Origin of the sequence: Agaribacter flavus (assembly GCF_042646125.1) — a bacterium.
GTDB classification, from domain to species: domain Bacteria; phylum Pseudomonadota; class Gammaproteobacteria; order Enterobacterales; family Alteromonadaceae; genus Glaciecola; species Glaciecola flavus.
In genome coordinates, this window is sequence record NZ_JBHRSW010000017.1 from 95,880 (window position 1) to 116,719 (window position 20,840).

A 20,840-nucleotide genomic window follows, 5' to 3' on the forward strand; every position below is an offset into this window, starting at 1 on the left:
AGCGTGGTATACTTATCTAAATCAGAAAGGCTATTCACTATCTCAAGGCAAACAGGGCTTTGTTTACATTGCCGTATTATCTTCAATAATACTGATATTTTTTACTCTTGCTTCAATGCTTTTTTAGCAGAAAGCATAAAAAATGGCACCGTCTAGGATGCCATTCTAATGTCTACTGACTCAATATACTACTGAGTTATCTTAATATCCGCTTGAGACTTCAGTGCATCAATATAGTTTTCGAACGTCCGCTGTGCTTGTTGAGAAGCATACCGCCCAGAAAATGCATCCACATCCTCATTTGTAGGCTCGTCGGCATCATGAATAGCATCTAGCTTAACCACTCCAACATTCCCGTTGCTTAGTGTTACTACTGCAGAGTTATTATCATTGTCTAATGAAAGGCTGAACAGCTCAGTATTCAACTGTCTCGAAATTTCAGTACTATTTCTCTGCAAACCAGGGTGGACAGACCATTCTAATGCCTTTTCAGCCAATTTATCATTGATGTTTTCACCCTGACTTATTGCAACCTGTAACTCTTGCGCCCACACAAGCGCGGCTTGCTGCGCTTTGTCAGCTTTCAGATTATTTGTAATATCTTCCACCACTTCCTCTAGAGCGAGGGTTCGTTGAGGTTTGTGAGCAGCAACTCGCACAACCATTACTTTTTCATCACTGACCGTCAATAGCTCGCTATTCACTGCGTCATTAATCAGTTCGGACGAAAATGCTACGTTTTGCACTTGAGGGTAATCTACTGATGCTGGATATGTGGTAGTAGTAAAAAAGTTCGTTTCTAATACTGGACGATCAATTGCATCAGCGATGTCATCTAATGAGTCTGAAGATTCGAAAGCTATGCGCTCCATTTCTGCTTGTAAGGTAAAAAATTCATCAAGCGCTTTTTCACGTTTTAGCTCAGTAAGTATATCTGCTTCAACCTCGTCAAATGTTTGAGTAATTGTCGGAGTATAAGCACTTAACTTAATTAGATGATACCCAAATTCCGTTTTAACTGGTTCACTGATCTCACCAACTGAACTCAGAGCAAATGCCGCGTCAGTAAAAGATTCTTCGTAATCCCCTACATTGACTTCTCCAAGCTCGCCGCCCTCCTCTGCACTGACGATATCATCAGACAATTCCAAAGCCACTTTTGCAAAGTCTTCACCCGCTTCAAGACGCTTACGAGCTTGCTCGGCTTCTTGCAAGGCTGCGTCTTCGCCTTCCGTTGCTTCAAACAGAATGTGTGCAATTTCTCTTTTTTCAGGGGTTTGATAATAGCTTAGATTTTCTTGATAGTATGTTTGAAGCTCATCGTCTGTAACTGTCACCGACGGTAAAATGTTGTCGACTGACAGACTAATAAACGACAGTTTTACCTGCTCTTCAGTATCATATTGCGTAATATTGTTGTTGTAATAATTATTTATTTCATCGTCGCCCACGACAATGTCAGCAAGATAATCTGATGAAGATACTTCCAGTACTTTTGCATCACGTTTTTGCCCTTGCAGCTTGAGTACTTTTTTTGCTGCGCTATCTAAACTGATTGTGGTTCCACTGATCGCATTGCGCAATTGCGTTCTTGTCATTTCAACACGCATGTACTCTGCAAACTCAGCTGGTGTAAAACCCGCTCTACGAATTGAGGCATTATAAACATCGTTGCTAAATTCACCTGCGACTTGAAACTCTGGTAAACCAACTATGGCTTCTTTGATTTGCTCATCACTCACGCGCAAGCCCAGCGATGTTGCCTTTTGAGATATGAGAACATCAGCAATTAAACCATCAAGCACATTTCTGCGAAAATCCGCTAGATAATTCTCGTTAGCAAATAGTGTTGATACTGCCTCACCAAATTGCGCTTCCATCTGCCTTCTCTGACTTTGAAAAGCACCGTCTAGCGCTTGAGCAGAAATCTCTTCATCATTGACGACAGCCACGGCCGTTGATGCCCCACCAGACAAGTAACTGCCAACACCTGTAAACACAAAACTAACAACAATAAGCGCGACTATTGCTATCGCCCAAGGTCCTTGAATACCTTCTCGAATTCTTTCTAACATTGTTTACAACAACCTGTAATCTATATTTATTTCAAAACTTCATTTTTATGGCTGAAATTATACCCTGCCAAAGCAATTCAGGCGAGATTTAATATGGATATGACAAAAAAGGCGATGACTCTCGTCATCGCCTTTTAGTAATAACTATCGAATTTAGTTACACGAATCTTTTAACGCTTTACCTGCTTTAAAAGACGGAACCTTAGCTGCTGAAATTTGAATAGTTTCACCAGTCTGAGGGTTACGACCAGAGCGCGCCGCACGCTCTCTTACAGAGAAAGTACCGAAACCGACTAATGCTACCTGGTCGCCATCTTTAAGCGCAGATGTGACTGCATCAGTAAATGCGTCCAATGCACGTCCTGCGGCCGCTTTTGAAATATCAGCGTTTTCCGCAATTGAATCGATAAGTTGAGACTTGTTCACAATATGATCCCCTTCATTGTTATTATATTGCTTTCAAAAAAATGTTATGTAGTCGCCTCTTGAAGTTTTTAATTAAACTTTTTGGCAGCCGTTTTGCTATTCTTTCGCTTGCAAGTCCTTTGTTACAAGGGATTAACAAGCTTGACCAGTCTAAGGTAGCACAACTAAATAGCTTGTGAATACCTTAATTCAAAAAAAAAATAGATTTTTCCAAATTTTCTGACAAAAACAACACTGTATCGTCCAATAAACGTACACACATCAGTTCTATGCCTCTAATTTTAATGCATCTACTGGTTGTTCGAGCGCGATATCCAAGACTTCATCTATCCATTGCACAGGATAAATATTTAAATCACCGATAACATTTTCTGGTATTTCCTCAAGATCTCGTTCATTGTCTTTTGGTATCACTACTGTTTTTATCCCGCCTCGATGGGCTGCCAGCAATTTCTCTTTCAAGCCACCAATGGCCAGCACTTCGCCTCGTAATGTTATCTCACCCGTCATCGCCACATCGCATTTGACCGGGTTTCCGGTAAGTGAAGATACTAGCGCGGTGCACATACCAATACCTGCGCTTGGGCCATCCTTAGGCGTAGCACCCTCTGGCACATGAATATGAATATCGCGTTTTTCATAAAAATCTTCGTTGATCCGTAACTTACTAGCGCGTGATCGCACAACAGTCATGGCGGCTTTAATGGATTCTTGCATCACGTCGCCTAAGGAACCCGTTGCCGACGTTTTACCTTTACCTGGCACTGAAGTCGTTTCAATAGTCAGTAAATCACCACCAACTTGTGTCCACGCCAAACCTGTTACCTGACCAATTTGATTGTTATTGTCCGCTTTACCATAGTCAAAACGTTGAACACCGAGATAGTCTTTTAAGTTGCTCTGGTTGACTATCACCGGTGCTTTGTCTTTTTTAAGCAAAATGTTCTTTACCGCTTTTCGGCAAATTTTAGAAATTTCTCTTTCTAAACTGCGAACACCCGCCTCACGAGTGTAATATCTGATGATGCCAATGATGGCTGAATCTTCGATATTTAGTTCTTTTGCTTTTAAGCCATTTCTACTTTTTTGTTTTTCTATCAAATGACGCTGTGCGATGTTCAATTTCTCATCTTCGGTATAACCAGATAACCTAATCACCTCCATACGATCGAGTAAAGGACCGGGAATATCCATACTGTTTGAGGTGGCGACGAACATCACGTCTGACAAGTCGTAGTCAACTTCTAGGTAGTGATCGCTAAAAGAAGAATTTTGCTCAGGGTCTAGTACCTCTAGTAATGCAGAAGAAGGATCACCACGCATGTCAGAGGACATTTTGTCGATTTCATCTAACAAAAACAAAGGATTTTTCACTTCCACTTTGGACATTTTTTGGATTAGCTTTCCAGGCAGTGAACCGATATATGTGCGTCGATGACCTCGAATTTCCGCTTCATCCCTTACTCCACCAAGCGCCATTCTCACATATTTTCGCCCTGTTGCTTTTGCAATAGATTGGCCTAAAGATGTTTTACCCACGCCTGGTGGCCCCACTAAGCATAATATCGGCCCCTTGAGTTTTTTAACTCTTTGTTGAACAGCCAAATACTCCAAAATGCGCTCTTTGACCTTTTCCAAGCCGTAGTGATCATCGTTTAAGACAAGTTCAGCCTTCGCCAAATCTCTCTTAACTGGGCTTCGCTTATGCCAAGGTACCGACACTAACCAATCTATATAGGAACGAACCACCGTTGCCTCTGCAGACATGGGTGACATCATTTTTAATTTATTCAATTCTGCATTAGCTTTTTCCAGAGCTTCTTGCGGCATTTGTGCTTCTTGAATCTTTTTACTCAATGCTTCAAATTCGTCTGGTGATTCATCAAGCTCACCTAACTCTTTCTGAATGGCCTTCATTTGTTCATTTAGATAATACTCGCGTTGACTTTTCTCCATCTGCTTTTTCACACGCGTGCGTATTTTCTTCTCGACCTGAAGCAAGTCAATTTCACCCTCCATGAGTGCCATTAAAAACTCAATACGTTCGTTTACGCCGCTCATTTCTAGCACTTTTTGCTTTTCACTTAGCTTCAACGGCATATGTGCTGCCATGGTATCAGCCAAGCGCGCTGCGTCTTCGATACCATTGAGTGAAGTCAGCACCTCTGGGGGGATTTTTTTATTTAGTTTAACGTACCCTTCAAATTGCGAGACTGCTGATCGAATTAATACGTCCTGTTCAGCTTCTTCTATATTTACATCATCAATAAGACTGACATCAGCAACAAAAAATGGGTCGGTCTCGGCAAATTGTTCGATTTGTGCTCTTACACTCCCTTCCACCAATACTTTCACTGTGCCATCTGGTAATTTCAACAACTGCAATATTGTCGCAATTGTGCCAACGTTAAATACGTCTGAAGTATTGGGATCATCAATATTGGGTTCTTTCTGAGCAACAAGAAACACTTTCTTGTCGTTATCCATCGCCGCTTCTAAGCATTGAATAGACTTTTCTCGACCAACAAATAAAGGAATGACCATGTGCGGGTATACGACGACATCACGCAAAGCCAACACGGGCATATTTCTGAGGATATTTTTCTCAGTCATTTTTCTCTCTGATTATCTGTATTGATTTGTATATGGGGACATGAATATAAAGTTCAAATTTAGGATGTTAAAAAGGGTCGGTGTCTGAGCGACTATCGAGCTGGGAAGAGGGGGAACTAAAGTAAAAATATATTTTTCATGAATGAAAAATTTAAACGTACAAGGATGTACTTGCAGCATTTTTTGCTTTAGTTCCCCCTCTTCCCAGCTCGATAGTCGCTCAGACACCGACCCTACACAAATGACTTGGTGCACTGAATATTGGATTTACTCAATAACCCTAATTATCCCTTATTCTGAAGCTGCCTTCTTATCACTGTTATTTTCGTATATCAAAATCGGTTTAGATTCACCTTTAATAACGGCTTCGTCCACCACAACTTTGGCAACTTCACTGTTAGAAGGTAAATCATACATCGTTTCCAGCAACACGGCTTCTACAATAGAACGTAAGCCCCTTGCACCTGTTTTTCTGGCAATCGCCTTTTGTGCGATCGCTCGAAGTGCATCTTCTCTAAATTCTAATTCCGCATCCTCAAGTGAAAATAACGCAGCATACTGTTTAGTAATAGCATTCTTCGGCTCAGTTAAAATCTGGATAAGCGAATCTTCACTTAATTCTTCTAAGCTTGTGACGACAGGTAAACGACCAATAAACTCTGGTATCAAACCATATTTGACTAGGTCTTCTGGCTCTACTTCTTTGAACAAGGTGGACAAGGCTTTTTTATCGTCGTTCGTTTTCACGTCTGCGCCAAATCCAATACCCGTCCCTTTCGCAGAGCGCTGTTCAATCACTTTTTCTAGCCCAGCAAAGGCACCACCGCAAACAAATAAGATTTTACTGGTATCAACCTGCAAAAACTCTTGCTGAGGATGCTTTCTGCCACCCTGAGGAGGAACAGAAGCAATCGTTCCTTCAATTAGCTTAAGGAGCGCTTGTTGTACACCCTCACCAGATACATCACGTGTTATAGAAGGATTATCTGATTTTCTGGAAATTTTGTCGATTTCATCGATGTAAACGATTCCGCGCTGCGCTTTTTCAGGATCGTAATCACATTTTTGTAGCAATTTTTGAATAATGTTCTCTACATCTTCACCAACATAACCGGCTTCCGTCAAGGTAGTCGCATCCGCCATGGTAAATGGCACATCTAAAAAGCGCGCCAAAGTCTCGGCTAGTAAGGTTTTACCACTGCCCGTAGGGCCAATAAGCAGTATATTACTCTTCCCTAACTCAACACCTTCATGAACATCACCGTTCTTAAGTCGCTTGTAGTGATTGTATACCGCAACTGATAAAACCTTCTTTGCATGTTCTTGACCAATTACATAGTCATCTAGATGCTTATGTATTTCTGATGGCGTTGGCAGTGCATCGGATTTTCCTTTAGGAGAAATTTCTTTAATTTCTTCACGGATAATATCGTTGCATAGTTCAACACACTCATCACATATAAATACCGATGGCCCCGCAATCAGCTTACGAACTTCATGCTGGCTTTTACCACAGAAAGAACAATAAAGTAGTTTATTATCGCTGTCTTTGGTATGGTCATCACTCATAATACTCGCCTATTTTTGAAAACAACTTTTTCGTTTAAAGTTGTTACTTACTTTTACTCAACCGTCTTTAGCAACGTCTGCTCTGCTATTTAGCACAGCATCTACAAGTCCATAATCTACCGCTTCTTGGGCACTTAAAAAGTTATCTCTGTCGGTATCTTGTGCTACTTTTTCATACTCTTGACCAGTATGCTCAGCCATCAAACGATTCATCTTCTCTTTAATAGAAAGGATTTCTTTGGCATGAATTTCAAAGTCAGAGGCCTGTCCCTGAAATCCACCTAATGGTTGATGAATCATGACTCTCGAGTTTGGCAGACAGTAACGTTTACCTTTTGCGCCACCCGACAACAAAAATGCGCCCATGCTGGCTGCTTGACCAACACACACCGTGCTAACGTCAGGTTTTATGAAGTTCATTGTATCATATATCGACATGCCTGCGGTTACGGATCCACCAGGCGAATTGATATATAAAAATATGTCTTTTTCTGGGTTCTCCGCCTCTAAAAAAAGCATCTGAGCGACAATTAAATTTGCCATGTGGTCTTCGACTTGACCCACTAAAAAGATGACATTTTCTTTTAACAATCTTGAATATATGTCGAATGAACGTTCACCTCGAGCGGTCTGCTCTACTACCATCGGGACAAGTGCATTTGTTGGATCAAAAATCTCTTTATTCATTTGCGCTCTTATTTTATTGGGCTATATAAAAAAAATGCTCGGACAGTCCGAGCATTTAATCAGTTTGAAAGTAGTTAAGTCAATGACTCAGGCGATAATTTACGCCTTTTTGTTCATTACTTCGTCAAAACTCTTTTTAACTTCTTTTACTTTGGCTTTCTCTAATACCTTGTCTATCGCTTGCTCTTCAAGCGCAAGGTTTTGAACTTGTTGTAAAAGTTCTTTGTTGCCTTTGTAATACTCGATGACTTCTGCAGGGTCTTCATATGCAGAAGCAGTGGATTCTATAATGGCGTCAACTCGAGATTCTTCAACCTCTAATTTTTCTTGTTTGATGATTTCGCCCAAAATCAAGCCAATGCTTACACGGCGTTTAGCATTATCAGTGAATAGCTCAGCAGGCAAATCTGGCGTATTCTGACCGTTTCCTTGTTGAGCGAAACGCTGTTTAGCTTGCTCACGTAAAGCATTCACCTCTTGGTCGATTAACGCTTGTGGCAAATCAATTTCATTCTTTTCTAGCAGACCAGCGATAACATTTTCTTTGGTTGTCGTTTTCAAAGTTTGATCAAGTTCACGCTGCATGTTTTTCTTAACTTCTTCCTTGAGCGCGTCCACGCCACCCTCTTCAACACCGAACAACTTGGCGAATTCTTCGTCAACTTTTGGTAGATTCAGCCCGTCTACTTTCTTTACGGTAATCGTAAATTGCGCGTCTTTGCCTTTTAAGGCTTCCGCGTGATAGTCTTCTGGGAATGTCACATCGGCAACCACTTCTTCACCGACTTTTGCACCAATGATGGGCTCTTCGAAGCCTGGGATCATTTGACTTTTACCTAATTCTAACGGGAAATCTTCGGCTTTACCGCCCTCAAACTCTTCACCGTCAATAGTGCCAACGAAGTCAATCGTTAACTTGTCACCTTTTTTAGACTTACGCTTTACTTCTTTGTATGTTGCATGCTGTTTTTGAAGTGTTTTCATCATCTCATCAAGGTCTTTTGCCTTGATGGTGACTACAGGCTTTTCTACCTCAATTTCTTCAATGCCTTGTACTTCAACTTCTGGGTACACTTCAAATACTGCAGCAAACTCGAAATCTGCACCATCTTCATCTTTGACCAAATCAAATGAAGGCATACCTGCTGGGTTAATTTTTTCTTGTACAATTGCTTGATAAAAGTGTTGCTGCATCACATCGCCAGCCACTTCTTGGCGAACGGCAGTACCAAAGCGCTTTTTAATCACGCTGACTGGAACTTTACCTGGACGGAAGCCATTTATTCTTTGTGTTTTTGCTAATTGTTGTAAACGAGCTTTAACCGCCGAATCAATAGATTCCGCAGGTACCGTAATATTGATACGGCGTTCTAATCCTTGAGTAGTCTCTACAGACACTTGCATTGTTCTACCTCAACTGTGCGCGTTTGCTGCGCTTTGTGACATATTAAGCGGCTCTGTGAAGCCACATTAATGGACGTTAAAACACGCCCTGTTATAAAAAAGACGCCAGATTATACAGAGCCTCAGGCGTAGAGTCGAGAAATTTGAAGGAATAAGCTGAAATTTATTACACAGCCGATTCAGCACTGAGCCGAAGTCATAAACAAGGGGACATATTTGCCATAGTATTTGGAGATGGTCGGTGAGATAGGATTTGAACCTACGACCCCTTGGACCCAAACCAAGTGCGCTACCAAGCTGCGCCACTCACCGATGACATAGGATATAAAAAAGATGGTGCGGAAGGAGAGACTTGAACTCTCACGCCGTGAAGCACTGGAACCTAAATCCAGCGTGTCTACCAATTCCACCACTTCCGCGTTTTGGTCAAGAAGATGGGGTGGACGATGGGATTTGAACCCACGACAACCGGAATCACAATCCGGGGCTCTACCAACTGAGCTACGCCCACCACTGTATCTTGCACATTTGTTCTTTTTGCTGGCGCGTCCGGCAGGATTCGAACCTGCGACCCACGGCTTAGAAGGCCGTTGCTCTATCCAGCTGAGCTACGGACGCACTCGAATCACTCTCTAGCAAAAAGTGGTCGGTGAGATAGGATTTGAACCTACGACCCCTTGGACCCAAACCAAGTGCGCTACCAAGCTGCGCCACTCACCGACTGTTTGCAGTAACGGTAAAAGCAGTACCGCTACGGGGGGCGCATATTACCGAGATGACGCCAAGCCGTCAAACTTTTTTTGATGCCATTTTGAGTTTTTTTTAATATGCCTAAAAAGCGCACAGCATTTGATTCAAAAATACGCGAGGTATTGCTCATGACGAGAGCTCAATAGCCGAAAAGGTGCGGATGTAACGCGCTTGGATTGTTATTTACGACAACAAACATGTACAATGCCGCTACACAAGAAATACTCCTCCTTTGTCATTCATGAGCGCACAACTAATCAGCGGTAAGCAAATATCCAAACAAGTAAGAGACACAGTCAAAGCTTCTGTCGATAACATAAAAGAAGCCAATCGACGGATACCGGGACTAGCCGTCATATTGGTAGGTGCAAATCCTGCCTCGCAAGTATACGTAGCTAACAAAACGAAAGCATGCGAAGAAGTCGGTTTTGTCTCAAAAGAATACAAGCTTCCATCTGAAACTACCCAATCGGCCTTGATTCAACTTGTCGATGAGTTGAACGCTGATACCGAAATTGACGGCATTTTACTTCAACTTCCTTTGCCTGCCGGATTAGATGCCGATCCTATTTTGGAAAGAATCCACCCGCACAAAGATGTAGATGGATTCCATCCGTACAATATTGGCCGTCTTGCTCAGCGTATGCCAGCACTCAGGCCTTGCACGCCAAAAGGCATCATGACAATGATTGAGTCGACTAAAAAACCTATCAAGGGTATGCATGCCGTGATTGTCGGCGCATCTAATATTGTTGGTAGGCCAATGGGACTCGAGCTACTGCTCGCCGGATGCACCGTTACCACCTGTCACAAATTTACACGAGATTTATCCGCGCTCGTTTCACAAGCTGACTTGTTAGTGGTCGCGGTTGGAAAACCAAACTTTATACCCGGAGAATGGATAAAACCTGGGGCTATTGTCATTGATGTCGGTATTAATCGTATGGACGACGGCTCTCTGACGGGTGACGTTGATTTTGAGGTTGCCAAAGAGCGAGCGGGATGGATTACACCGGTTCCAGGCGGCGTTGGACCGATGACCGTAGCGAGTTTGATAGAAAACACACTAGAGGCTTACGTCAAGTTTCATTCCTAATCAATATTTAGAGATATGCTTGTGACTTCATCTATTGATGTCGAGAAAAAGATTTATACTTGGCTAGACGAAGTGGTTATTGCTGAAAACTTCTGCCCCTTTGCAAAAAGTGTACGTGTTAACCAACAAATTCATCTGCGTATTTCAAAAGCACAATCTACTTTGCGGGCGGTAGATGAGATCATGGAAGAATGTGACCAGCTCAGCTCGATGCCTTCTAGAGAAACCACCTTAGTGGCCTTTGCCGAAGGCTTCTACGACTTTGACGGCTACCTTGGCTTGCTGGAAGAAGTTGAACATGTTGCGAATATTCAAGGATTTGAAGGAATTTTTCAATTTGCCAGTTTTCACCCTCAATATCAGTTTGAGGGCGAAAGCGTTGATTGCGTTAGCAATTATACAAATCGCGCACCTTACCCGATTGTTCATATTTTGAGAGAAGCTACGATCACTAAGGCACTCTCTCACTTTCCCAATGCCGAATCTATTCCAGAAAGAAATATTAAGCATGCCAATGCCTTAGGCATTGGCTTTTTTGAGCAGTATCTGAAAACCTAGTTCAATGTAGTGCTACTCGAGACAAACAACAGCGCTCTATTGTAGCTTATTCTTGCTCTTTCACTTCATTATCGTCAGGCTCAACAAGCAAAAAATCCTCATACTCCTTAACGAGTTCTCGCGCTTGGTAATCTCTTAACTCATATATCCAATTGTTTATGTAAGATTGCTCTCCGACAGTATTGAACAGTGCCATCAAATTGCCCTCATTTTCGAACAACTTTACGTTATGTGTTTGTTGATTCGTATCTACCAATTCAAACTCAGCAACAGGGCTAAGCGAGGATTGTTCAAATGAATTAAGCAGAAACACCGCGGTGTACTCGAGCGAGAGCATGTTGTTGACGACGTCCTCTAGTATCGTTTCGAAACGCAACTCATCTTCTTCTGCATCAAAGTCGCTCAATCTAAAAGTAGGTAATGCTTCTCCATCTAAGTTTTCGCGCTGTAAGCTCCACTGTTTGCCCTCATCCGTTCGCGCAAGTGAGATTAATTCCTTAGCCGTAAAGCCAAGTAAACTTTGATCTAACCAAGAATATTTCTCCTCGGGCAGGCTTAATCGTTTGTCCATCAGCCACATTTGATCATCATCAGCATAGCGAATGTATTGCCCTGCTTGGTTAGTCGCTTCATTACCAATCAGCATACGGACATCTCCACTTTCAAATTCAACGACAACCAAATGCGCAGAGGAACCTTCATCATCAACGCTACTCAAGCCCAAGCGATGATGATTCTCAGGTTTCTTACTTTTTGCCTCAATTAACTTTGCATCAGCAAGGCTTTGCACAAAACCAGCCAAATGGGTTTTGTCTAGGGGATATGCGCTATCTGCCGAAAGCTGACTTGCCATCCACTTGTTTTCATTGCTGAGTTTACTTGCCTTAAGCAGTGTTTGATTGGCGCTACGAATTTCAATACTCATTACTTCGCTGTTCCGCAATGCTTCGCTGATCACCAAGTTTGCAGACGTTGCTGAGGTACTATTTTTGGTATTGCCATCATAAATGACTATATAGGCACCCAGTATTAAAACAAATAATACAAGTAGTATTCCAATTAGCTGTTTTTGCATCTCGTCTCCCCTCTAAGCTTGTGTTTGCGGCGCGCGTCTTCTTAACAAGCTAGCTAGCAAAAATAGTAAAGTGACTAAAATGAGTGGTGCAATGGCAATATTCAGTATCGCTAATGTATTGCCTAAAGAATCAATATCTTTGTCGAGTTGAAACTGAACATCTCTCAAGGACTTTCTTATTTGTACGCGCTGCGCAACAAATTCATCTATTGCGGCTTGTTGCTCCGGCGATATTGTTAAGCTATCAGACTGTTGCCCTTGTAACTCTGCCAATTGCGCTTCAGTCTGTTCAAGCTGAGATTGAAGCAGTTGCTCCTGCTCTCTAAATTTTTCTTCAGCGACTACGGCTAAGGCTTGAACTTTTTCAAAAGGACGCGCAAAAGTACCGCGACTTCTGATACCAATCAGGCCTTCACTACCAGCAAAATTTTCTGCAAGATTGGTAACAAAATCACCGTTGTTCGCAAAAGGAGAAAATACTGTTTGACCAAAAAAGCTGCTTTGCTGCACCCAAAAACGGTCGGCTAAAAGGTCTGCATCCGCTACAACAACTAGATTGAAGTTGTCTGTACTCTTAACAAAGCCTTCAGCTTGTTTCTCTTCATTGTCGGCGTAATAAGACGAAGCTGTGCCTGAATACCTAGCGGCAAACACGGTTTCTTTGCCTAGCTCACTTGCGTTGTTCAACAGTAAATTGGGTATGCGCTGAGCAGCATATTCGTTAGCCCCTAAGCTAAACGTATTTGACGAGCTGCGTATCAATGGTACTTGTGATAGTGATGCATTTTCACTTAAGCTCATTGAACCAAACGACGCACCGTTTAACGTATCGAGATCAGCCGTAGTGATGTCTTTGTCATCGATCTCCTTATCTCCTAAACCGATAAAACCAACATGACGGATCACATCATTTTGCTGCCCACGGATCTCCAAACCAAGCTTGGCATCCAATACCACTTTATCCAACTGTATCTCGATACCGTAAGCTTCTAACAAATCGAAACTGGATGTATTTGCCCCCATCGCGCCCATACTCGCCATGGGATCTGATTCATAATGAGGATCAACAAAAGCCAGTGCTTTGCCCCCATTCATCAAATATTGATCGACCGCATATTGCATGCCTTCGCTAAGGTTTTGAGGGTGCCACAAAACCAGTACTTGAGTATCGTCAGGCAAAGTATCGGCAGTTACATCAACCAACTCGACGTCAAACAGTTGAGATAGTTGGGTATAAATCACATTAGGCGGATCTTGTTGCCCAGTTAAAGGGTTTTGCCCGCCTTCTAGCGCTAGGCTGGTCACTATTGCTATTTTCGCTAACGCGGGTTGGCTCAGCTGGTGCACCAATTTACTGATGTCATACTCCAAAAATGATTCCTTAGACGGGTCAAAAAAACCAATAACCATTGCATCGTCAAGTGCGTTTGTACCCGCCAAACCAAAATAAATACTGTCTCCACCGGCGCCCAAGCTAGCGGCAGTTAAACCGAAGGTGGCAGCTCGGTCCTCAGCTTCAGAAAAGGCCTTCGGGTCAATAATTTCTAGGTTTATTTTACCATCTGCCAAAGTTTCATATTTTTTCAACAAGGTTTCGACTTGCGTTGCGTAATCTCGTAACGCAGTCATACCGGAGCTTGCGTCATTCGAGAAAAAGAAATAGAGGTTGATTGGCTCTTCTAAATTTCCAAGCATATCTTTGGTTCCCTGTGACAGGGAGTACACCTTGTTTTCCGTGAGGTCAACACTCAGCCCCTTAAAAACAAGGTTATTTAACAAAGTAGCTGCAAAGAAAACAGCGATTAACACAATAAAGAAAAAAGCGTTTGAAAAAGTTTTTTGCATAATTTAGTTCGCCTTCTTTTGTTCAATGATCACGTAACCAGCGTAAAGCCATATCACAATAAAAATGACGTAAAACAGGGCGTCATTGAGGGCAATGACACCCTTCGAAATATCTTGAAAATGCGTTAAGAAACTCAGAGAAGCAATCGTATCAATCAACAGATTCGGCGCCCAATGCTGCAAGGTGTCAATGATCACAGGTGAGCCCACTAGCACGAATAAGAAACTAAGAACAATGGAGAGCATAAACGCAATAATTTGATTTTTGGTCAATGCAGACATACAAATCCCAAGTGCCAAAAAAGCACCCGACATTAACCAACTGCCAACATATGCTGAAACAATGATACCATTATCAGGATTCCCCAAGTAATTAACGGTTATCCATAGGGGAAAAGTCAGCACTAGGCAGATGCCCAATACAAACCAAGCGGCAAAGAATTTACCTAGCATAATTTGCACAGTGGTGAGTGGAAGCGTCATCAACAGCTCGATCGTGCCGCTCTTTCGTTCTTCTGACCATGTGCGCATGGATATCGCTGGCACCAAAAATAGATATAACCAAGGGTGAAAGTTAAAAAAGCTCAGTAAGTCTGCTTGCCCTCTGGCATAAAAGTCGCCGATCAAAAACGTAAAAACACCCGACATCACCAAAAATATAGCGATAAAGATATACGCCACAGGCGTCGCGAAGAAACTCGCAAATTCGCGGCGCATCACAATCATCGTTTCGTTCATTTACACTACCTCCTCAGTGGTCAATTTTGGGGATGTTATTTCTCTGAACACATCATCTAATCGACCTTGTTCAGGAAATACCATATCCACGGGCAGCTGGTTGCTTTGTATATATTGCTGAACAACAGCAGTGATGTCTTGTCCAGTCTCAGGAAATATAGTCACTCGATTTGTGCCTTTGTCATGTTTTAGATCTGCGACTCCAGACAACTCCAAAATACCCGAAATATCAGCCATATAACTCAATTTAATAGTGATGGCATTGTGATATTTAGAACGCTGTTGCAAGGCTAGCGGCGAATCATCAAAGCGTTTTTCGCCGTCTGCAATAATGATGACGCGGTTACAAACGGCCGTGACCTCTTCTAGTATGTGCGTCGAAACAATAACAATCTTGTTCTCGGCTAAGTCCTCAATTAAGCAGCGCACTTGATGTTTTTGATTGGGATCTAAGCCGTCGGTAGGCTCATCCAAAATGAGTATATCTGGATCGTGAATCAATGCTTGTGCTATACCTACACGTCGTTTAAAGCCTTTCGATAAATTGTCAATCTGTCGATTTAACACAGTTTCCAAGGCGACTTTTTCAACAACTCGATTAATGGCGAGATCTTGTTCTTTGCTAGGTATTTTTCTGGCTTCGGCAATAAACCGTAAAAACTGATACACGGTCATGTCGGGGTAGGCTGGCGCACCTTCTGGTAAATAACCGACTTTTTGTTTGACTTGCAAGGCATTTTTTCCGATGTCGAGCCCATCAATACTGACTTTGCCTGAAGTCATTGGCAAAAAACCCGTTATCATTTTCATGGTTGTCGACTTCCCTGCCCCATTAGGCCCGAGAAATCCCACCACCTCACCGAGTTTAATTTCGAATGAAAGATTATTTACTGCTTTGTGATGCCCGAAGTTTCGAGTTAAGTTTTCCACCAAAATCATACAAATCCCTATATCGTTATACGCTTAGTAATTAACTTTGTTGGTGCGTTATCGAAAACGCTTAACCGATGCCAAGAAGCAGTGATTTGTTGTGCTTCATACAGCCAAAAAAACGGTTTTTAGACACGCGAAATGGTATATAGTTGCGCCGTTATCAGATTTCAATACTGTTAAAAATAAAATTCGATGGAATATAAAATTTCGCCAATTGGCCATATAAAAACACCATTCACTCAAAAATTTGGTATTCCGAGACAAGGCTTAGGTTTGAGTATTGCCACTGGGCGTATTGTCTTTGATCAGTCAATAAGGCCACATGAAGCTTGTGAGGGCTTGTCAGAATTTAGCCATTTATGGCTGCTTTTTTTATTCAGTGAACACTTGGATCACTTACCCAAACAACGTATTCGCCCCCCTCGCTTAGGAGGAAATACAAAACTAGGTGTGTTTGCGTCTCGCTCTAGCTTTAGACCGAATAACATAGGCATGACACTAGTAAAAAACCTCGGTATGCATGGCGAAGTACTTGAAGTAGAAGGTGTAGACATGTTGAATAACACACCAATCGTGGATATCAAGCCATACATCGTTTACGCCGACAGTATGCCTACTGCTGATTCTAGTTATGCAACTGCGGCACCTGAAAGTCCGCTTGAAGTGTTTATTCCACCGCAGCTTGTATCTGCAGCAAAAGAGAAAAATTTGCCAATAAACCTGATTATTCAGGTACTTTCGCAAGATCCTCGACCTGCTTATAAAAAGACTAAAAACGATCCTAAATTTTACACGATTCAACTCTACAACATTGATATTCACTGGCGCGTAGATGGTAGCACCGTCGTAGTGTGTGATATTAATTGACGAGCATTTGAAATCATTCTTGCTACGTTTTTGCATATGGATTGAGTTTTAAGCGTTCTAACCAAAGTTTAGGGTTTAGTCGGCCACACTTGACTGGTATCATTGCCGGATATTTTCAATCCTTAGCCCCTAATTTGTATCGGCTACCTTTTACGATTAATAATAAAAATGCGTACTTCAGAATATCTAATTGCTACTCAAAAAGAATCACCTGCAGAAGCAGAAATTGTTAGCCATCAATTGATGATCCGTGCTGGCTTGGTCAGGAAGCTCGCTTCTGGCTTGTACACTTGGCTACCCACCGGCCTCCGCGTACTAAACAAAGTGACAGAAATCGTTAGAGACGAGATGAACAAAGCCGCGGCTATCGAAATTAGTATGCCCGTGGTGCAGCCTGCGGACTTATGGCAAGAATCTGGCCGTTGGGAAGAATACGGCCCAGAACTGTTGCGAATCAAGGATCGCCATCAGCGGGATTTTGTACTAGGCCCCACGCATGAAGAAGTCATCACTGCTCTTGTAAAAAATGAAGTAAGCAGCTACAAACAATTGCCGCTAAATTTGTACCAAATACAAACAAAGTTTAGAGACGAAGTAAGGCCTCGTTTTGGTATAATGCGCAGTCGCGAATTTATTATGAAAGATGCCTATTCATTTCACGCTGACAGTGAGTCCCTCGACCAAACATACCAACGCATGCATCAAGCCTACTGCAATATTTTTGAACGCATTGGCCTAGATTATCGCCCAGTTATTGCCGATTCAGGTTCTATTGGTGGTGCGGTATCCCACGAATTTCATGTTCTCGCTGAATCAGGTGAAGATGATATTGCGTTTAGCCAAGCTTCGGATTATGCGGCAAATGTGGAATTGGCAGAAGCCCTTGCCATTGGTGAACGTGCAGATCCCAAAGAATCCCTTAAAATTATCGACACGCCAAATGCTAAGACGATTGAAGATGTCGCAGCTTTTTTGAACACCGGCGCTGACAAATGTATCAAGACCTTAATCGTAAAAGCTGGCGAAGACACTGGTCATCAATTTGTTGCCATTGTACTTCGCGGCGATCACACCCTAAACGACATAAAAGCGACAAAGCACCCACTGCTTAGTTCTCCACTGGTCATGGCAAATGAACACGAGGTAAAAGAAACGTTTGGCGTAAGTTTTGGCTCAATTGGGCCAGTTAATTTGCCGTGCCCGATACTCGTCGATCGCAGTGCCGCGATGTGCAGTGACTTTATATGTGGTGCCAACACAGATGACAAACATTACACAGGCGCCAACTTCGACCGGGATGTACCTGACTACGAAGTAGCTGATCTTAGAAATGTTGTCGCAGGTGATCCTTCTCCAGATGGAAAAGGCAAACTAGAGATACGTAAAGGCATAGAAGTCGGTCACATATTCCAGTTGGGAGAAAAATACTCTAAAGCACTTAATTGTGGTGTGCTCAATGAATCAGGCAAACACCAGATATTGCAAATGGGTTGTTACGGCATTGGTATCACGCGTATCATCGCCGCAGCGATAGAGCAAAACAACGACAAATTTGGTATTCAATGGCCTGAGGCCATCGCCCCGTTTAAGATAGTAATCATCCCTATGAATATGCACAAATCCCAGCGAGTAGCAGAAGTTGCTAACCGCCTATATACAGATTTTATTGCTGCTGGTGTTGAGGTGCTATTTGACGACAGAAAGGAACGTCCAGGTGTTATGTTTAATGACATGGAATTAATTGGCATACCTCATAGTGTTGTGATTGGTGAGCGAAATCTAGATAATCTGCAAGTAGAGCATAAAAACCGAAAAACAGGTGAGAAGCAGCTCCTTAATATTGACGAGGTAGTTGCTTGCTTGACTAACCAAGAAGGTGTCTAGTTGAAAGTGACTTTTTTTGGCGTCAGAGGGTCAATTGCGACTCCCGGGGCCGACTTTGCCCGTTACGGCGGCAACACAGCATGTGTACATGTCGAATTAAATGATGGTACGGATATTGTACTAGATTCAGGAACGGGCATTCGTTTGTTGGGAAAGCAACTTGCCGCGAAAAGCTCACCAATATATCTGCTCTTATCCCATAATCACTGGGATCACATACAAGGCTTTCCTTTTTTTGTTCCTGCCTACCAAAAAGAGCGAAAAATTGTTATTTATCCTGGGCTAACAAAAACACATCAGCCTTCCGCGGTTTTGGATCAAATGTCAGGTTCATACTTCCCTGTCCCCAAAGAAGTACTCGCAGCGGATATTCAAATTACTGAAATCGACAAAGACATAAACAGTTGGCAAATAGCAAATGCGACTATAACTCGCCGCCCCATGAACCACCCCGGAGGAGGCAGTTGTTACAGTATTGTCGAAGGTGGCAGCAAACTCAGTTATATTACGGACAATGAGTTGTACCCTCCCTATCAAAAAGAAGGGGATTTTTTGAGTTTTGTATCATTTGCAAAAGATGCTGATTTGATGATCCATGACGCGCAATATATAGTACAAGACATGCCAGCGAAGTCAGGTTGGGGGCATTCAGTGGCAGAAGAGGCGGTAAAACTAGCCATGGGAGCAAATGTGAAAACGCTGGCCTTATACAGCCATGACCCCGAAAGAACCGACAGTGAAGTAGACAAAATTACCGAACATGCAGATGAAATACTTAAAATTGGCGGCGCCACAAATGCTCAATGTATTGCAGCTTACGAAGGTTTAACCATTACCATATAGAAAGGAAACTAAAAATGACAGGAACGCAATACAAACAACGCCTTGCGAGTGTCTTTTTTATCTGCGTTTTTTCAGCTTCGCCTATTCACGTTCACGCGCAGGAAAGTGAAACAGGTGTCGTGGAAAATGTCATTCAGATTATCGAGCAGAAAGAAGCGAGTACACCTGAGACCCCTTCAGTACTTGACGAAAGAAGAAACAAAGACAGCGTAGCAAACAAAAATCCCTTTTCCATCACTCAGCATCGCAGTAATTATCTTTTACCGCTTACTCATGTCAGTAATCCAAACAATATCACGATAGATGGCTTACCAGAAGAAGCTATTGATGAATTAGAAGCAAAATTTCAAATCAGTATTAAAACACCAATCTTTCTAAAAGATGATGGTAATACTGGACTTTTTTTTGGATTTACCACCACTTCATTTTGGCAAGTGTATAACAGCGAGGCTTCAAAGCCATTTAGAGAAACAAATTACGAACCAGAAGTATTCTACCAATGGCAAGCAGACTGGGACATTTTCGGATATCGGTTTAATTTGGCGCAAATTGGTTTTAACCATCATTCAAATGGGCAAGACGGCTTAAAGTCTAGGAGTTGGAATAGAGTGGTCGCCACTGCGCTTTTTAGTGATAAGGACACCGCATATTATCTGAAAACATGGTGGCGTTTACCCGAAGATGATAAGACTGATCCTTTAGATCCCACTGGTGATGACAACCCGGATATTAATGATTTTTATGGCCGCGCTGAGCTCGGCTTCGTTAAGCAGTTGGGCAAAGTCAATTTACTCGCTCGTTGGCGGAACAACCTGTCATTTGGGGATAACCGAAGCGGTCTGGAACTTAATTTTACTTATCCACTTACCAAACGATATGATTTATTGTTGCAATACTTTAATGGGTATGGCGATTCGCTGATTGACTACAACAGACATCAACAACGCTTTGGTCTAGGTGTTCAACTAAGAATATTATAGACTGAGTGAGCTTTTGAATATGGTTTATTCTATTGCTACTGTTGGTAAGAAAAAAGGTTTACGACTTAACTTATGCAGCTAGTATTTAAACCCTTTAATTTTGACGCTCACGCTCACGCACTATATGAACTACTGCTTGCTAGAAAGCACCTCATTAGTCACACAAACACCGTAACACTTGATGAACATCTAGCGTTTTGTACCCAGCATCCTTATCGCGAATGGTTAGTAGTTTTTGACAATGATGAACTCATTGGCTCCGTTTACCTAAGCCATACTAATCATATTGGAATTAACCTAAATGCCGACACGGAATGCCACTATAACGCTGTCATTGACTATATCTTGGCAAATTTTAAGCCTTCTCCAGCACAAGCCTCGGTTGTGCCAGCTGAGTTTGTAATCAACGTCCCCCCCACAAACAAAGCACTTGAAAATACCCTTATTAGCAGAACGGCGCATCTGATCCAAAAAACTTACAAATTGTAATATAGCCT

At 42.3% G+C, this 20,840-nt stretch carries 17 protein-coding genes and 5 tRNA genes; 7 read left to right on the top strand and 15 right to left on the bottom strand.

Annotated elements, in window-relative coordinates; genetic code table 11:
* Positions 1 to 188: 188 nt before the first annotated feature.
* The 11 genes from ACFOHL_RS10960 to ACFOHL_RS11010 form a co-directional block, all read right to left on the bottom strand.
* On the bottom strand, positions 189 to 2,075 hold the full coding sequence (locus ACFOHL_RS10960) for a SurA N-terminal domain-containing protein (RefSeq protein WP_376920278.1): 1,887 nt from the start codon (positions 2,073 to 2,075) through the stop codon (positions 189 to 191).
* A gap of 153 nt (positions 2,076 to 2,228) precedes the next feature.
* Positions 2,229 to 2,501, bottom strand: coding sequence for an HU family DNA-binding protein (locus tag ACFOHL_RS10965; protein ID WP_376920279.1), 273 nt, complete (start codon positions 2,499 to 2,501; stop codon positions 2,229 to 2,231).
* Positions 2,502 to 2,768: 267 nt separating this feature from the next.
* On the bottom strand, positions 2,769 to 5,114 hold the full coding sequence (gene lon, locus ACFOHL_RS10970) for an endopeptidase La (protein ID WP_376920280.1): 2,346 nt from the start codon (positions 5,112 to 5,114) through the stop codon (positions 2,769 to 2,771).
* A 291-nt stretch (positions 5,115 to 5,405) separates the two neighbouring features.
* Positions 5,406 to 6,683, bottom strand: a complete 1,278-nt coding sequence (clpX, locus tag ACFOHL_RS10975; RefSeq protein WP_376920281.1) for an ATP-dependent protease ATP-binding subunit ClpX — start codon at positions 6,681 to 6,683, stop codon at positions 5,406 to 5,408.
* Positions 6,684 to 6,740: 57 nt separating this feature from the next.
* Positions 6,741 to 7,370, bottom strand: coding sequence for an ATP-dependent Clp endopeptidase proteolytic subunit ClpP (gene clpP, locus ACFOHL_RS10980; RefSeq protein ID WP_376920282.1), 630 nt, complete (start codon positions 7,368 to 7,370; stop codon positions 6,741 to 6,743).
* A 99-nt stretch (positions 7,371 to 7,469) separates the two neighbouring features.
* The gene (gene tig, locus ACFOHL_RS10985; RefSeq protein WP_376920283.1) at positions 7,470 to 8,774 is read right to left on the bottom strand and encodes a trigger factor; all 1,305 of its coding nucleotides are present in this window, start codon (positions 8,772 to 8,774) and stop codon (positions 7,470 to 7,472) included.
* A gap of 235 nt (positions 8,775 to 9,009) precedes the next feature.
* Positions 9,010 to 9,086 (bottom strand) — tRNA-Pro (locus ACFOHL_RS10990).
* 22 nt (positions 9,087 to 9,108) lie between these two features.
* Positions 9,109 to 9,193 (bottom strand) — tRNA-Leu (locus ACFOHL_RS10995).
* A 16-nt stretch (positions 9,194 to 9,209) separates the two neighbouring features.
* Positions 9,210 to 9,285 (bottom strand) — tRNA-His (locus tag ACFOHL_RS11000).
* Positions 9,286 to 9,315: 30 nt separating this feature from the next.
* Positions 9,316 to 9,392, bottom strand: a tRNA-Arg gene (locus ACFOHL_RS11005).
* Between the two features lie 25 nt (positions 9,393 to 9,417).
* Positions 9,418 to 9,494 (bottom strand) — tRNA-Pro (locus tag ACFOHL_RS11010).
* Positions 9,495 to 9,765: 271 nt separating this feature from the next.
* On the opposite strand from ACFOHL_RS11010, the gene folD reads away from it, so the two are divergent.
* Together folD and ACFOHL_RS11020 are read left to right on the top strand one after the other, a co-directional pair.
* The gene (gene folD / locus ACFOHL_RS11015) at positions 9,766 to 10,620 is read left to right on the top strand and encodes a bifunctional methylenetetrahydrofolate dehydrogenase/methenyltetrahydrofolate cyclohydrolase FolD (protein WP_376920284.1); all 855 of its coding nucleotides are present in this window, start codon (positions 9,766 to 9,768) and stop codon (positions 10,618 to 10,620) included.
* Between the two features lie 21 nt (positions 10,621 to 10,641).
* Positions 10,642 to 11,178 (top strand): DUF1415 domain-containing protein, encoded by a 537-nt coding sequence (locus ACFOHL_RS11020; RefSeq protein ID WP_376920285.1) that lies wholly within the window; start codon positions 10,642 to 10,644, stop codon positions 11,176 to 11,178.
* A gap of 46 nt (positions 11,179 to 11,224) precedes the next feature.
* Here the strand turns inward: ACFOHL_RS11020 and ACFOHL_RS11025 are convergent, their stop codons facing one another.
* The 4 genes from ACFOHL_RS11025 to ACFOHL_RS11040 are packed head-to-tail and all read right to left on the bottom strand — an operon-like array spanning position 11,225 to position 15,775.
* On the bottom strand, positions 11,225 to 12,253 hold the full coding sequence (locus ACFOHL_RS11025) for a DUF4340 domain-containing protein (RefSeq protein WP_376920286.1): 1,029 nt from the start codon (positions 12,251 to 12,253) through the stop codon (positions 11,225 to 11,227).
* A gap of 12 nt (positions 12,254 to 12,265) precedes the next feature.
* The gene (locus ACFOHL_RS11030; RefSeq protein WP_376920287.1) at positions 12,266 to 14,098 is read right to left on the bottom strand and encodes a Gldg family protein; all 1,833 of its coding nucleotides are present in this window, start codon (positions 14,096 to 14,098) and stop codon (positions 12,266 to 12,268) included.
* Positions 14,099 to 14,101: 3 nt separating this feature from the next.
* The gene (locus tag ACFOHL_RS11035; RefSeq protein ID WP_376920288.1) at positions 14,102 to 14,836 is read right to left on the bottom strand and encodes an ABC transporter permease subunit; all 735 of its coding nucleotides are present in this window, start codon (positions 14,834 to 14,836) and stop codon (positions 14,102 to 14,104) included.
* Positions 14,837 to 15,775, bottom strand: coding sequence for an ABC transporter ATP-binding protein (locus ACFOHL_RS11040; RefSeq protein WP_376920289.1), 939 nt, complete (start codon positions 15,773 to 15,775; stop codon positions 14,837 to 14,839). It abuts the gene before it with no gap.
* 186 nt (positions 15,776 to 15,961) lie between these two features.
* Between ACFOHL_RS11040 and tsaA the strand changes: the two genes are divergently transcribed.
* The 5 genes from tsaA (at position 15,962) to ACFOHL_RS11065 (ending at position 20,832) form a co-directional block, all read left to right on the top strand.
* Positions 15,962 to 16,636 (top strand): tRNA (N6-threonylcarbamoyladenosine(37)-N6)-methyltransferase TrmO, encoded by a 675-nt coding sequence (gene tsaA / locus ACFOHL_RS11045; protein ID WP_376920290.1) that lies wholly within the window; start codon positions 15,962 to 15,964, stop codon positions 16,634 to 16,636.
* Positions 16,637 to 16,804: 168 nt separating this feature from the next.
* Positions 16,805 to 18,520 (top strand): proline--tRNA ligase, encoded by a 1,716-nt coding sequence (locus ACFOHL_RS11050; RefSeq protein ID WP_376920291.1) that lies wholly within the window; start codon positions 16,805 to 16,807, stop codon positions 18,518 to 18,520.
* The gene (locus ACFOHL_RS11055) at positions 18,521 to 19,363 is read left to right on the top strand and encodes an MBL fold metallo-hydrolase (protein WP_376920292.1); all 843 of its coding nucleotides are present in this window, start codon (positions 18,521 to 18,523) and stop codon (positions 19,361 to 19,363) included.
* A 14-nt stretch (positions 19,364 to 19,377) separates the two neighbouring features.
* Positions 19,378 to 20,343, top strand: a complete 966-nt coding sequence (locus ACFOHL_RS11060; protein WP_376920293.1) for a phospholipase A — start codon at positions 19,378 to 19,380, stop codon at positions 20,341 to 20,343.
* A 72-nt stretch (positions 20,344 to 20,415) separates the two neighbouring features.
* Positions 20,416 to 20,832 (top strand): hypothetical protein, encoded by a 417-nt coding sequence (locus ACFOHL_RS11065; RefSeq protein ID WP_376920294.1) that lies wholly within the window; start codon positions 20,416 to 20,418, stop codon positions 20,830 to 20,832.
* Positions 20,833 to 20,840: the final 8 nt, after the last annotated feature.